This is a genomic window from Pseudoteredinibacter isoporae (assembly GCF_040372805.1).
GTDB lineage: Bacteria > Pseudomonadota > Gammaproteobacteria > Pseudomonadales > Cellvibrionaceae > Pseudoteredinibacter > Pseudoteredinibacter isoporae_A.
In genome coordinates this window covers 63,948-76,726 of record NZ_BAABWJ010000012.1, presented here as the reverse complement: position 1 = coordinate 76,726, position 12,779 = coordinate 63,948, and the positions used below count along the sequence as shown (strand labels likewise).

Sequence of the window (12,779 nt, the reverse complement as noted above, 5' to 3'; positions counted from 1 at the left end):
CCAGCTCACCAGTGCGTGCCCCATTTTAGACGGCAAGTGGTTCGCGGCCTGAAACAAATTTAGGCTCAATGTATTTTGTGATTAACTCAATTCGATCTTTGGCTCGTGGCTTAAATTGAGATGTGATCGCCACGACCATTTCATGTTGGGTTGACACATAGATTATATTCCCACTATCACCTATAGCGGCATAAGTGCCACTGACATCATCAATAATCCACCATAAAAACCCATACGCTTTTTTATCCAAAAAACTGTGTTTTCTTACGCTGTTATTAATCCATTCGGCAGAAACTATTTTCTTATTCTTCCAAGTTCCTTTTTTAAGACACAACTGACCAATTTTAACCATATCACCTGTGGTTAGGGTCAGCCCCCAGCCTGCTGTATTGACGCCTGCAGGATCAATAACCCACCCACTGGTTACAGCCTCTTTAAGAAAAGACAAATAAGTGCTTTTGTCTTGAATTCTTATATTCTGTGACACTTTGATATCGAGAGGTTCAAAAAGATTGTTATTGGCAAACTCGAGGACTGATTGGCCGGTTGCGTGTGTAATAATTCCTGACAACACTTGAAGACCAACGGTCGTGTACTTAAAGTCACCAACGTTTCCTTTCCCACCTAAAAGGTCTAATGCGGCAACAGTCCAATCATTACTTGTGTATACTTTTGTGTACGGCTCCGATCGAAACTTGTACGGTGCAACCATGGTTAACAAATGTCTAATTGTTAGCTGCTGAATGGTTTTTTCACCTCTTTTTAATTGATAAAAGGGAAAGTAATCCAACACACGGTCTTCGATACTTTTTATAGCCCCACGTTCAACTGCAATACCAACCAGCAGAGATAAAATGCTCTTCGTTACTGATGCAATATGAGTCGAGCTATCTTGGGCATATCCATCAGCGTAATATTCATACTCAAGTTGATCTCCTATGGAGATTGCCAGACCCGATATATTCGAATATTCCTGCTGAATTAATGCTTCTAATCCCTTTCCTCTTTCACACATCATGTATCACACTGGCTCTATATTAAGTGTCGAATAATGGTAGAGGCATGATTTTTAATTGTATATATAATTTTTAAAACTATTCAGTTCCGGGTTTTATCGGAAGTGATTACGGTTGAAATGCCCAAGAAAGATGGTTTTATTTTGCACATTACTGAGAAGTGTAATATGCATAAGATGCGTATTGTAAATGATCGATTTAGGGGCATAGCAGGCTAGGTTAAGCCCTCTAAAGAAAAGGGTAGGATGGAGTCCCGACTACTCCATCTAATTACCCGTTCGGCATGGCTTGAGAGTTTGACTCACCTAAGCACTTTCGCGGTCACTTTCGTTCAGTGCATTTTGGTAAGGTTTTTCAGAAAATCGCCAACAGAGCATGCCATACAAGAGACCGAGGAGCGGCCAAACCACGCAGTGAGTTATCGCTTGAGCGGTGAAAAAGCCACCGGCAAAAGGCTTTTTAATAAAGGCCATTGCGATAAACATAGTTCCGCCCCAAAAAAGCACTCCCCTTATCAACACAAAGCGCCACTTCCCTTCCATACGGGTTTCCTTCCCACTCAGTTGCTGCTTAATCATCATAAATCTCATTTATCAATGCTGTCACTGGTATGTCCCTGCAACAGGCATAATGACCGAAAAACGCTATGATCACCAACACAACCTCAATAGTGTGATTCGGATCCCTTAATTTATACATCGCTTGCTCGCTTTCCGTGTACTCAATTTTGACTTATTCGCTGGGTTGCTGCTACCGACTGTCCTTACGTTTCTTTGCTCATTATTCATACAGCGTTAAGCCAAAAGCACTAGAATACTGAGCTATCCAAACACATTGTCTGCCGACAATCATTGGTGCGCCAGCGTAAGCTGGACATACCCCCTCTTTGTGCCCAGTGCATAAAGCACCGATATTCTTTGCCGCAGCGGTACCGCGGCTTTTTTTACAGTTTGATTTTGACGGCTTTTCTGGGATTCAGAAGGCCAGCTGTCGCCGTGTGTGACACTATGAAAGATGAAATAGGTGATAAATTGAGTAAGTATTCGTGTGGGCCCTGGTCCATCAGCATGTCAGGAAAGTATCAGATTCAGGCACCGGAAAATGGCTGCGTTGCGTGGACCTATACGCTGGAAGATGCACACTTGATTTCCGCAGCTCCCGATCTTCTGGAAGCCGCAGAAGCGATCACTCTAGACATTGAGACCGGCAGGCGCCCCACCAGCAGTTTTCGTCAGCTCACGAAGGCAATCGCAAAAGCCAGAAAGAAACCGTAATGTATGTCCGCTCCGATAGTAAATTACGGTTCTTTTTTTGAACGACGAGAGTAGGAGTTTCGCCAAAATGTATCCGTGCAAGTCAAATCCTTACGGTGAGGCTGATTTGAGGGCGCATAGACAAAAGAAAGTAAGGATGGCACGATAAATTCGCTGGCTTCGTAGCCATTGAACATAATTCCCCTAAACCTCAAAACTTTAGATTTTACTCACAAAGGAATCAATGAATAGAATCGCTGTAATATCCATAATGTTAAGCAATTTGGTCGCAGGAATACTTATTGGCCTGTCTCTTTATTTTACTTACTTGTTTCACATCGATAGAGAAAGCTCCTTTCGTTTTTTAAGTGGCCTTGGGGTGGCCCATGGTTTCACCTTCGGCTTGATTCCAGCCCTTTACTCCTTTGTTCTTCCCCTGGCCTTAAAAAAGCAGTTGAGCAATATTGTTTTCTACTTTTCGATAAGCCTTCTCCCCCTCTTATTATTAAGTTTTGGCGTGTATAGCCTTATTGAAGCTGAAATAGGTCTTATGGGATAAAAAAAGCCGCCCATGAACCATGAGCGGCTTTCATTGGCGTTCCCTGCCTTAGGACACCCTCGCCCTTCTGCTCCTCGATACACACATGTTGAACTGTTGACCTTAGCTTTGAGCATCCGCTCAAGCGGCAATTCCTCCTGAACGATCATACGCCTTAAGCACGCCGGGCTCACTTGGACGAATGCAACTCATTAGGTAGTCCAGTACGGGTGAATTCGACACAGGGTTAGAAAGAAACTCCGGGTAAAACTTCGGAGCAGATACGAGTTGTCGCTCTACCATCTCATTAATAAGCGGCAAATAGGCAAAACCCGTTTTTCCGACGTATAAATTTCTAATATCTTTATTTTTAATAGCTTCTAGAGCAAGACTTACACCATTGAGGTATAAATAGTCTTTAGTGAATCCTCCCCCCCGGTGAACCCTTACCGAAAGTTTAAAGGCGTCTTCCTGGGAAAGCTTATGCTCTTCAAACAAGTAAGCGTAAGTGTGGCGAAAATCACTGTATTTCAGCATTTCTTTTACGGCCAGTACCCTAAGCGCTAAGCCACGAAGACGTGTCAGTGTCATATTTCCCGATTGATATTCATTCAGAATAGCAAGCCCTTCTTGGGTCAACGTATTTCCTGGCAGTCCCAAAGAAAAAACCTTTAAGCGTTGTGCGCTGGCGTTTAATGTTGTTGCCATATGCACACCCAATTCATGGTGTACCAGGCTCTGCGCTTCGGTATTGGAAAGCTGTAAATTTTTGGCTATGAGCACGGCCTTTCGACTGTTTGAAACCATGGCAGAAGCAACCAGCTTTGCACTGGTTTCAACTTTACAGGTCATCCCCCATTCTGCGGAAAAGTGCTTAAAACGAGACAATAGTTCATCTGTTGTCACGCAGTCAGCATTGTCTGATTCAAATCCCCCAGCATGAAGCAGGAATCGAGCATTTTGTTCGTCTACTAAGCTCGGCTCGCCATAGTATTTCAGGGATTCATATAAAAAGTCTGGCTGACCAGCCTTAACCAGCAGATCTATTTTTTCGCTCAAACCATCTATCACATCGCGATAAAGTGATTGAATGCTCGGATCTCGAATACTATCGACGGGCAGTCGGTATAACTTCTCCCGAAAAAGATAGGGGTCAATATCCAACTGACGATAACGAAAATTGGGGTGGTAACGCCCCTTACTCTTAAAAAACTGCTTGCTTTCCGCCGGGATATTAATTGGATTTATGTAGAACAGAGTTTCCAAGCCTCGGGCCAGGCGATGGAGCGCACGATCCACTTTGACGATTGACGGATCCATCCTCTCTGTAAGCATGTCTGACTTCTTGGTTCGACGCTTCGAGGTAAACCTACGGGCGAAAAACGCAGATGTTTCAGCCAGACAACTCTTAAATTGTTGGCTAAGTGACTGCATAACCAAGGGATACAGCTCACCATTCAATTCATCCATAAACACTTTTTTGACTTCCAATGGCAATACCAGGCTGTTTTGAAAGCGGCTGTTTACGTGTGCAATCAAATACCCTCGCCCATAAAATACGGTGTTTTCCATTGAATCGACCGGCAGATTAGGCAATTCAACCTTGGATAATTTTGACAATACAAAGTCAATAACGCTCTTCCAGCGTTCCTTGTCAATCTGTTCAGTGCCTAAATTAAACGTTGGACTCACACTCTCTTGGCGTAGAAAGTTATAGGAGTGGACATCGAAAACAAGTGCCGCACCAAAGCGCTGCTCAACCACGGAGATCAATGCATCCAAGACTCGATAAAATGCTTGATGTTTTCTTATGCTTTCACTTCGGTCTTTGTTACTCAGCTTTCTTTTCCACACCTTTCGCCCCCAAGCCGTGCTGTACACGCAGCTTGAGATCGGCCGATTGAGGTCGTATTCATAGCGGGAATCCTGTGCAATCAGCGTGATTGGCATTGCCTGAATCAACTGATCAGTATATGGATCTTCTTCATATAACCTCTCACTCTCATCAAGTGCACATACCTCCAGCAGCTTCGAGCGGAAGCGATGCCCTGCATGGATAGCGGTACAAATGGTCGGAGTGTAAGACTCAACTTTTAGCAGAAAGCTGCCATCTTCTATTTCACACTCGAACAATTCGCCAGAGGCGATTCGATCAATGATTTCGGCTTCAGATAACTTCAGCATCTTCAATGACCTTACGAAAAGCGTTTTTCCGCTCTATGACCTTTTCACGTGCGGACACAACATTTTCGACGAAGTCCAAAATCGTTTTCTGTAACTTAACACGGTTCAGTTTATTAATTCGGGTAATACCTCCCGGGCTCAGGACATTCACTTCAATCAGCTTTCCGTTGATTACGTCCAGTCCAACAAGGTAAAGTCCATCACGCACCAATTGAGGCCCCAAAGCCTTGCATAGAGCCTTCTCTTCCTTGCTTAAAGCGTGTTTCACTTCACGGCCGCCGGCATGAATGTTAGAGCGAATATCCTTCTCTGAGGGAACACGCTTCATCGCGCCAATAGGCTCGCCATTAAGCATCAGGATTCGAACATCACCTTCGGACGCACCTTCTACATACTCCTGCAAGATGACATAGTTACCTTGATCTCGACCAATATAGAAATCGAGTAGCGAACGAAAGCTTCTTTGAGCGCTTTTTTCAACGACAATCACGCCCTGTCCCCCAAAGCCACTCAAAGGCTTCATGATCATTTGTTCCGTCGACGACTCCTCAAGAACCTGCTCCAGATATTCCTGACTTTTCGACACGTGAGTGACCGGAATAAAACGAGCAGCTTCACCACTGAATGACGCCGGATACAGCTTGTTGTTCGCAATTCTCAGTCCGTCGAGGTCATTCATAATGAAAACATCGTTTCTGACAGAATCCAGGAAATTAAGCGCCGTAGTATCCAGCGGTGGATTTGCGCGCATAATAATGGCATCGAACCCGGCAAGAGGCAGTTTGCACCGCTTAAAATCAGCATGCTTGTAAAAAGAAGGGATGCTTCCACTCACTTTGGCTGATCGTTTCAGTACATTGCAGTAGGCATAAGCCACGCTGTCTCTAATGGTCAGGCTATGAGGCGTAGTAATAGCGACAGTTAAACCCCGGGAGGCAGCCTCGTGGATCAGGCGGAGCGTACTGTCCGTTTCTGGTTCAATACGATCCCAGGGGTACATTAAAAAACAAATTTTCATATCACTTAATCTCTACCTTTTTTCTAGAGATCTTCATCGAAAGAACGTTCAGAAAAACTCATATCCAATAGTGAACTGTCTACTTTATTTGGAGAAGAAACAGCAACTGTGAGACTGGTCTTTTCACAAAATCTCGCCCAAGCCTTTTCATGGACTGTGGTCGGCTCACGCTCTCCGCGACACGCCCGGACAAAATTTTCCTCTTCGCCATTAGTCGCCGTGCGAACGCCCGTGTGTAGCGCCTGATACGCGCGCCCGTGGTTCTCTAACAGCTCGACCTGCTCGCGCGTGAATTCACCACTTCGGCTCAAGCCATACGGAAAGTACTCCTGAGCGTAAAACTTTGTTTTGCACACAAAAGATAAGGATTTCATATCAATAAACATCTTCAATCGTTAAATGCCACTTCGGGCGATTATTTACTTGTATTTGAAAGCTGTAAAATGATAGATTTTTCTAGTTATCGATAGAAAAATTTGATCGTACTCGGATTATTCATGAATACTGATTTGCTGAGAACATTCCTTGAGGTCGCGAAAACACGCCATTTTGGCCACGCGGCGGAAAACCTTTACTTGACCCAATCCGCTGTCAGCTCTCGCATCAAACAATTGGAAGACACTGTCGGAGTGCAGGTCTTCACACGTCAACGGAACAACATATTGCTGACACCCGCTGGTGAAAGACTACTGTCTCATGCTGAAAACCTGTTGGCGGCCTGGCAACTTGCAGTTCAGGAAGTGGGGGCCCCCAGGCAGCAAGATATGCAGCTTTCCATTGGAGGAACCTCCAATCTCTGGGATACGTTCCTGCAATCCGTGTTACCTAAACTGGCGTCCCATTTTCCTAATTTGTATATGCGTACTGAGATCAACCAATCCCAGCACCTTATTCGGTCACTCCTGGGTGGGCGTTTAGATATTGCTGTGGTTTTGGATGCCCCCACCAATATTGATCTCGAATCCAGAAAAATTGGAAACCTGGAACTGATCATGGTGTGTAATCTGCCGGACCGATCACTGGCTGACGTGCCCGCGATTGGGCATGTATTTGTTGACTGGGGCACGGCGTTCAATTTACAACAAGCTCGTCTATTTGCTGAACCTGTGGCTCCCATCCTTAACACCGGGCAAAGCCATATCGCGCTTGAATTTGTACTAAGCCACAAAGGAGCCGCCTACTTGCCTCGAGCACTGGTAGAACCATATCTCAAGCAACAGCACCTATACCAAGTGAAAAACGCATTCGAGATGCGTCAGGATGTTCACATGGTCTACGCGAGAGACGCTGATAAATCTCTCCCCCTAGGTCCAGCAATACGCTTTATTGAAGAACTGGATATCAAACCTGAGGATCCGCTTCAGGAGCAATAAGACGAGCCTTTACACAATTTACCAGGCAGGACCGACAGATCAGCGGCGAGTTTCGTGGGCGAGCCGCAATCATCTACCTTTCAGTAGATAGTCGTTGACAAAATGACATTCTGGCGTACTATCTACTCACAGGTAGATGAAGAGCTCTCCAATGCAAGATTTAAACGAAACCGCCCATAAAGTTCTGGATGTCGCTGAGCGCTATACGCAGACCCGAGGGTTTAACGCCTTCAGCTATAAAGACCTGCAGCGCGAAGTGGGCGTAAAAACCTCCAGCATCCACTATTATTTTCCGACTAAGCAGGACCTGGCGTTCAGCATGACGGAGCGGTATATCGAGCATTTTCGGTGTCGGCTGGATGACATTGCCCAGCAGCGGAGTCAAGGCATAGCGCGACTGGAAGCGCTCGGGCAACTGTACGTGAGCGTCGTTAAAGAAGGCAAGTTCTGCATGTGCGGCATGCTCGCAAGCGATATGCTGGCCCTGCCAGATGAAGTGAACGACAAACTCGTTGAGTTTTTCCAACTTATGGAAAACTGGGTTACGGTTTCGATTGAGCTTGGCAAAGAACAAGGACACATCAAAGACACCATCAATTGCCGCCCGGCAGCGGCTCATTTCCTCGCCGCGTTAGAAGGCGGAATGTTGATTGCCCGAAGCAAAAAACGACCCGAATACTTTGAAGACATCATCAGTGAAGCACTGATGCAAATGAAAGGCTGATTTCTGGCCTTTTTTTACCCTTAAAATCTACCTATAGGTAGATAGATAATGACGCAAAGCGTCTTTTTTAACCACCAATCTATCTACCTATGAGTAGATATATAAAGAGGTAATTACCATGACTCCATCACAAACCGCACTCCTTATCGGCGGCTCCAAGGGAATGGCTCTGGATACCGCCAAGCAGTTGGCGCAACGAGGCATCAATTTGATATTAGTGGCGCGAAGCGAAGACGGCCTCAAGCGGGCCCAAAGTGAGATTGCGGATATCAGTGATGTCACCGTGGAAACCCGTTCTGTGGATTTGTACTCACCGTCGGCTGTTGACACGTTGATTAAAACCATTGAAAACGACGAACGCCACATAAACTACCTGGTCAATGCAGCCGGCTACTTTAAACCCACCCCATTTTTGGAACACAGTAAACAAGATTATTTCATTCAGTCTGAACTGAACCATTCGACCTTCTTCATTACACAAGCTGTTGCGAAGAACATGAAAACGCACGGCGGTGGTGCCATCGTCAATATTGGTTCTATGTGGGCAAAACAATCCATTAAAGTGACGCCATCTTCTGCATATTCGATGGCGAAAGCGGGACTTCACTCATTAACTCAGCACTTGGCAATGGAGCTTGCGGATCATAACATCCGGGTTAACGCGGTATCCCCCGCTGTTGTTCAAACTACGATTTACAAAGCGTTTATCGAAGAGGAACAAATTCCAGAAGCGTTGGCCGGATTCAATGACTTCCATCCCATTGGCCGAATTGGTCAATCCGAGGATGTCGCCAATGTGATTGAATTTTTGCTATCTGATCAGGCCAGCTGGGTTACGGGCGCCATTTGGGATGTCGATGGCGGTGTGATTGCTGGACGTAATGCCTGACTCTTCAAGCGCCTCGTAAATCATCACTCGACGAGGCGTGCATTCTGTTGAAACGATGTTGCCAGAAACCCTATGGGCGACATCAACTTTTATACTGGTTATCTAACACTCTGGAGGCTCCGAATGGCCCTGACCATCAACAATGACTTCGATCACCGTGTCGTCATTAGACCCAGCGATTACCACTGGGTCGACTCACCCATGCCCGGCGTTGAGCGAATGATGCTCGATCGTATCGGCGACGAAGTGGGAAGAACGACGTCTCTGGTACGCTATGCCCCGAACAGTGAATTCTCTCCACACATCCACAGCGGCGGCGAAGAGTTTCTGGTACTGGAAGGCATCTTCAGCGATGAACATGGCGATTACCCGACTGGAACTTATGTGAGAAACCCAATCGGTACACGACACACACCAAAGGTTGGACCTGACGGTGCAACGATTTTTGTAAAGCTTCATCAGTTTGCCTCTCAGGATACGGAACAGAAACACCAGCACACACCAACCGCCCAATGGTCTCCCGGTCTGGTAGACGGACTGTCTGTGTTACCGCTGCATAACTACGACGCCGAACAGGTTGCACTGGTGAAGTGGGCGCCGAACACCCGCTTCAATGCGCACAAACATTGGGGTGGCGAAGAAATTCTGGTGCTCAGCGGCACCTTCTTTGATGAACATGGTGAATATCCCCAGGGCACGTGGATACGCAGCCCCCACTTAAGCCAGCACACGCCCTACACTAAAGAAGATGGTGCGTTGATCTATGTGAAAACCGGACATTTGAACGCCGCACCCTAAGGCGGGATACTGAGCCCGATAAGGAGGCAAGTTGCTCTTAGCCTCCACCCCCTCCCCGCATTGGGCTTTATGGCTCAAGATTACTTGGGTTTTCAAGCTTTTAGCTTTTCTTCTGATGTTGTCTCAATGCCGCTGTGACATCAGTAGTGAAGCAATTCTCAGCTTACGTGAATATTTTCTCAGCAGACCAGCGTCTTTGCTCATATTAGAATTTCCAAACACTCTATTCAGTTTCTCAGTCAAGAATTCGATATGAAAACACCCACTTTCGCAGCTTGTGTCATGAGCATCCTCCTGTTCAGCCATAGCCTATGGTCGTCTTCTCTCGACCTGTCTCACTATCGGGGTCAGGTTGTGTATCTGGATTTCTGGGCATCGTGGTGCGTTCCATGCAAGAAATCTTTTCCGTGGATGAATCAGATTCATAAAAAGTACGCGGATAAAGGCCTGAACATTATTGCAGTCAGTGTCGATGATTCCTCAGAGGCGATGAACTCGTTTCTCGATCAACATCCTGCACAATTCACCGTAATCCACGATCAGGATAAAACTTTATCCTCGCGCTACCCACTGATTGGCATGCCGACCAGCTTCCTCTATGACACGGAGGGTAAGCTCGTTGGCTCTTATCCAGGGTACAACCCTAAAACGAAAGAAAAAATTGAAACTCAGCTGAACACCCTACTGATACCCAAGCCACAATAAGCATTCGAACGGCGTTGAAAAAGATGTCTCTTCGGTATCACACAAAAGAGTAAAAACATGATGAGAAAGCTACACCGATCTCTACTGTTTGCCCTACTGCTCTTCAACGTTAAAAGCACGGCCGAAGTGGTTTGGCAACCTTGGAGCCAAACTACATTCGATGCCGCCCGAAGAGAAAACAAATTGATCCTCATCAATGTGGGCCTTGAAGGGTGCACAGCTTGTAATCGAATGGAGCAACACAGCTATCGTCACCCTGATGTGATAAAGCTGTTAAACAAACACTTTATCAGTATTGCCGTAGACTCTCAGGCTCGCCCGGACATTGGAGAGCGTTATTCTGACTGGGCCTGGCCTGCAACGGTTTTTCTCATGCCTGATGGGCAACAAGTGTTTGCAATGGCAGGCAATCGATTCCCCCAAAATTTCATTCCTATTTTAAACGAGCTGATCAGAAAGCACGAAACGGGCACACTCACGCAAGATCCCGATTCACCTTACGCAGCGCAACCTGAACCCGTAACATCACCACTCACCATGCTGCGCGACCGTTTACGAGATCAAATTGATCGCGTATTTAATGCCCGCGTTAATGGCTGGAATCAATGGGGTGTGAACGCCGAGTCAGATGGCGCCAAACTGGCGCATCTCTATCTCAGAGCGCACCTGCTGAAAGACGAGGAACTTCTGTCCCGAGCACTCAACGTCAGCGACACCTTCATTCACACCCTCGACCCGGTTTGGGGAGGCGCCTACGAGGCTAACATCACCGAAGGTTCACCTGATATACCGGAAGAGTTTCAACGTCTGCTCGCCATCCCCGAAAAACGCATCAGCAATCAGGCCAACGCCATGAATGCTTTTGCATGGGCTTATCGACATACCAATGACCCCAAATACCGACACGCAATCAACAATGTCGATCGTTTTTTGGATAACTGGATGCGAAACGACGTCGGGCAGTGGTATTCGAACCAGAAAGATACACCACCGCAACTGCCGGACGATTGGTGGCCACAAGATTACTGGATGCTCAGCAGCGATAAGGAACGTCGACGCTATGGCATTCCCCCCGTAGATCATGCTGTCTACGCCGACAAAAATGCTGAAATCATCCTCTCCTATTTATCGGCCTATCAGGCTGTAGGCAAACCAGAATATCTGGACAAAGCCTTACAAGCGGCCAATCATTTTGTTGCCACCCAGATGACGCCTGAGGGGTGGTTACTTCAAACAACCCCATCGGAGGCAGTCACCAACGATGAGCGCTTACGACCTCTGGCTTTGATCGACCGACCGCTGTTGATTGCCCAAGCTCGTTTTGGAATCGCGTTTATAGAGTTGTATCAGCAGACAGCCGATCGGCATTGGCTCAATATGAGCAAGCAGCTGGCGAACGCCATGTTGACACATTTGTACGACAAAAAAGTCGGTGGATTTTGGGCACTTCCCCTTCACCCTGATGACCCTATTCCTCCGCGTAAACCTCTGGAGAGCAATGCCCTCGCCGGCCAATTTTTTTACAAACTCCATGTCCTGAGCAAAGACTCGCAATATCAGGGCATCGCAGAGGCCACGCTTCGAGCGGTTGCAAGCCATCAGGTTCTATCCAGAGAAGGTAAAGCAACGGCAGAAACCGCTTTGCTCGCAGAGTTACTCACTGCCGAGTATGTCGAATTCACGGTTGTCAGCACAGATGTCTCTGACGCTCGAAGCCAGGCGCTTTACCAAGCTGGCTTAGCTTTTAACCACCCAAGGAAAGTCATTCATTTTGAACCGCCTGGACGTTATCCCGACTTGGGTGAACCGGTCATGTTCATATGCAACCCCAACCGATGTTCTCTGCCACTGAAAACCCGTGCAGAAATAGAACGTATAGCAGAAACCTACTAATCAGCGGACATAAACGTGTGATGGACTATCAAAACGCAACGGTATTGGAATATGTCGAATTCCAATGCCTCTCGGACATTCCAGACCATCAGGTTCTGGATGCACTCGATGAAACCTTAGCTATTCTGGACGAAACCGAAGGCTTTGTTTATCGCCATATCGCAAAACGAAATGACATTTGGGTTGAACTGGTTTTTTGGAACGACCGGGACTCGGCAAACACAGGTCTCGAAAAGTTTAACCACGATGCTCGTAGCCAAAAGTTGCTCGCTATGATCGACCGCGATAGCGTTTCTATTCGTTATTCCAATCTACAGCAGTCGACGCCAAACCCCGGCAAACCTCACTCGCTCACGGAACAACAGCAATAAGTTGAAAAAAGAATGTA

Annotated in this window: 14 protein-coding genes; 9 read left to right on the top strand and 5 right to left on the bottom strand. The window is 46.7% G+C overall.

Going from position 1 to position 12,779, the window contains the following annotated elements; all coding sequences use genetic code 11:
* Nucleotides 1-25 precede the first annotated feature (25 nt).
* Entirely contained in the window at nucleotides 26-1,018 is a 993-nt protein-coding gene (locus tag ABWW03_RS18620; RefSeq protein ID WP_353410947.1) for a serine hydrolase domain-containing protein, read from the bottom strand.
* A 303-nt stretch (nucleotides 1,019-1,321) separates the two neighbouring features.
* Nucleotides 1,322-1,597, bottom strand: a complete 276-nt coding sequence (locus ABWW03_RS18615) for a hypothetical protein (RefSeq protein ID WP_353410945.1) — start codon at nucleotides 1,595-1,597, stop codon at nucleotides 1,322-1,324.
* Nucleotides 1,598-2,023: 426 nt separating this feature from the next.
* On the opposite strand from ABWW03_RS18615, the gene ABWW03_RS18610 reads away from it, so the two are divergent.
* Nucleotides 2,024-2,290, top strand: a complete 267-nt coding sequence (locus ABWW03_RS18610; RefSeq protein ID WP_353410943.1) for a hypothetical protein — start codon at nucleotides 2,024-2,026, stop codon at nucleotides 2,288-2,290.
* Nucleotides 2,291-2,513: 223 nt separating this feature from the next.
* Complete coding sequence (locus ABWW03_RS18605) at nucleotides 2,514-2,828, top strand: hypothetical protein (protein ID WP_353410941.1); 315 nt, start codon at nucleotides 2,514-2,516, stop codon at nucleotides 2,826-2,828.
* 120 nt (nucleotides 2,829-2,948) lie between these two features.
* Here ABWW03_RS18605 and ABWW03_RS18600 read toward each other — a convergent pair whose 3' ends face one another.
* The 3 genes from ABWW03_RS18600 to maoP are packed head-to-tail and all read right to left on the bottom strand — an operon-like array spanning nucleotide 2,949 to nucleotide 6,395.
* Complete coding sequence (locus ABWW03_RS18600) at nucleotides 2,949-4,991, bottom strand: flavohemoglobin expression-modulating QEGLA motif protein (protein WP_353410939.1); 2,043 nt, start codon at nucleotides 4,989-4,991, stop codon at nucleotides 2,949-2,951.
* Nucleotides 4,975-6,009 carry a glutathione synthase gene (gene gshB, locus ABWW03_RS18595; protein ID WP_353410937.1) on the bottom strand — a complete coding sequence of 345 codons (1,035 nt, stop codon included), beginning with the start codon at nucleotides 6,007-6,009 and terminating at the stop codon, nucleotides 4,975-4,977. Before gshB ends, ABWW03_RS18600 begins: the two co-directional genes overlap by 17 nt.
* Nucleotides 6,010-6,032: 23 nt before the next feature.
* On the bottom strand, nucleotides 6,033-6,395 hold the full coding sequence (maoP, locus tag ABWW03_RS18590; protein WP_353410935.1) for a DUF413 domain-containing protein: 363 nt from the start codon (nucleotides 6,393-6,395) through the stop codon (nucleotides 6,033-6,035).
* A 111-nt stretch (nucleotides 6,396-6,506) separates the two neighbouring features.
* Between maoP and ABWW03_RS18585 the strand changes: the two genes are divergently transcribed.
* The 7 genes from ABWW03_RS18585 to ABWW03_RS18555 all read left to right on the top strand — a co-directional run bounded on the left by ABWW03_RS18585 (nucleotide 6,507) and on the right by ABWW03_RS18555 (nucleotide 12,762).
* Entirely contained in the window at nucleotides 6,507-7,382 is an 876-nt protein-coding gene (locus ABWW03_RS18585; RefSeq protein ID WP_353410933.1) for a LysR family transcriptional regulator, read from the top strand.
* A gap of 151 nt (nucleotides 7,383-7,533) precedes the next feature.
* Nucleotides 7,534-8,106 (top strand): TetR/AcrR family transcriptional regulator, encoded by a 573-nt coding sequence (locus ABWW03_RS18580; RefSeq protein WP_353410931.1) that lies wholly within the window; start codon nucleotides 7,534-7,536, stop codon nucleotides 8,104-8,106.
* Nucleotides 8,107-8,224: 118 nt separating this feature from the next.
* Nucleotides 8,225-8,995, top strand: a complete 771-nt coding sequence (locus tag ABWW03_RS18575) for an SDR family NAD(P)-dependent oxidoreductase (protein ID WP_353410929.1) — start codon at nucleotides 8,225-8,227, stop codon at nucleotides 8,993-8,995.
* Nucleotides 8,996-9,118: 123 nt separating this feature from the next.
* Entirely contained in the window at nucleotides 9,119-9,793 is a 675-nt protein-coding gene (locus ABWW03_RS18570; RefSeq protein WP_353410927.1) for a cupin domain-containing protein, read from the top strand.
* A 252-nt stretch (nucleotides 9,794-10,045) separates the two neighbouring features.
* Nucleotides 10,046-10,498 carry a TlpA disulfide reductase family protein gene (locus ABWW03_RS18565; RefSeq protein ID WP_353410925.1) on the top strand — a complete coding sequence of 151 codons (453 nt, stop codon included), beginning with the start codon at nucleotides 10,046-10,048 and terminating at the stop codon, nucleotides 10,496-10,498.
* A 57-nt stretch (nucleotides 10,499-10,555) separates the two neighbouring features.
* Nucleotides 10,556-12,391, top strand: coding sequence for a DUF255 domain-containing protein (locus tag ABWW03_RS18560; RefSeq protein WP_353410923.1), 1,836 nt, complete (start codon nucleotides 10,556-10,558; stop codon nucleotides 12,389-12,391).
* A 20-nt stretch (nucleotides 12,392-12,411) separates the two neighbouring features.
* Nucleotides 12,412-12,762 (top strand): hypothetical protein, encoded by a 351-nt coding sequence (locus tag ABWW03_RS18555; protein ID WP_353410921.1) that lies wholly within the window; start codon nucleotides 12,412-12,414, stop codon nucleotides 12,760-12,762.
* The last annotated feature ends 17 nt before the right edge of the window (nucleotides 12,763-12,779 follow it).

Coding starts and splice junctions, on each gene's coding strand:
- ABWW03_RS18620 (WP_353410947.1), bottom strand. CDS start 1,018: ATGATGTGTGAAAGAGGAAAGGGATTAGAAGCATTAATTCAGCAGGAA.
- ABWW03_RS18615 (WP_353410945.1), bottom strand. CDS start 1,597: ATGATGATTAAGCAGCAACTGAGTGGGAAGGAAACCCGTATGGAAGGG.
- ABWW03_RS18610 (WP_353410943.1), top strand. CDS start 2,024: ATGAAAGATGAAATAGGTGATAAATTGAGTAAGTATTCGTGTGGGCCC.
- ABWW03_RS18605 (WP_353410941.1), top strand. CDS start 2,514: ATGAATAGAATCGCTGTAATATCCATAATGTTAAGCAATTTGGTCGCA.
- ABWW03_RS18600 (WP_353410939.1), bottom strand. CDS start 4,991: ATGCTGAAGTTATCTGAAGCCGAAATCATTGATCGAATCGCCTCTGGC.
- gshB (WP_353410937.1), bottom strand. CDS start 6,009: ATGAAAATTTGTTTTTTAATGTACCCCTGGGATCGTATTGAACCAGAA.
- maoP (WP_353410935.1), bottom strand. CDS start 6,395: ATGTTTATTGATATGAAATCCTTATCTTTTGTGTGCAAAACAAAGTTT.
- ABWW03_RS18585 (WP_353410933.1), top strand. CDS start 6,507: ATGAATACTGATTTGCTGAGAACATTCCTTGAGGTCGCGAAAACACGC.
- ABWW03_RS18580 (WP_353410931.1), top strand. CDS start 7,534: ATGCAAGATTTAAACGAAACCGCCCATAAAGTTCTGGATGTCGCTGAG.
- ABWW03_RS18575 (WP_353410929.1), top strand. CDS start 8,225: ATGACTCCATCACAAACCGCACTCCTTATCGGCGGCTCCAAGGGAATG.
- ABWW03_RS18570 (WP_353410927.1), top strand. CDS start 9,119: ATGGCCCTGACCATCAACAATGACTTCGATCACCGTGTCGTCATTAGA.
- ABWW03_RS18565 (WP_353410925.1), top strand. CDS start 10,046: ATGAAAACACCCACTTTCGCAGCTTGTGTCATGAGCATCCTCCTGTTC.
- ABWW03_RS18560 (WP_353410923.1), top strand. CDS start 10,556: ATGATGAGAAAGCTACACCGATCTCTACTGTTTGCCCTACTGCTCTTC.
- ABWW03_RS18555 (WP_353410921.1), top strand. CDS start 12,412: ATGGACTATCAAAACGCAACGGTATTGGAATATGTCGAATTCCAATGC.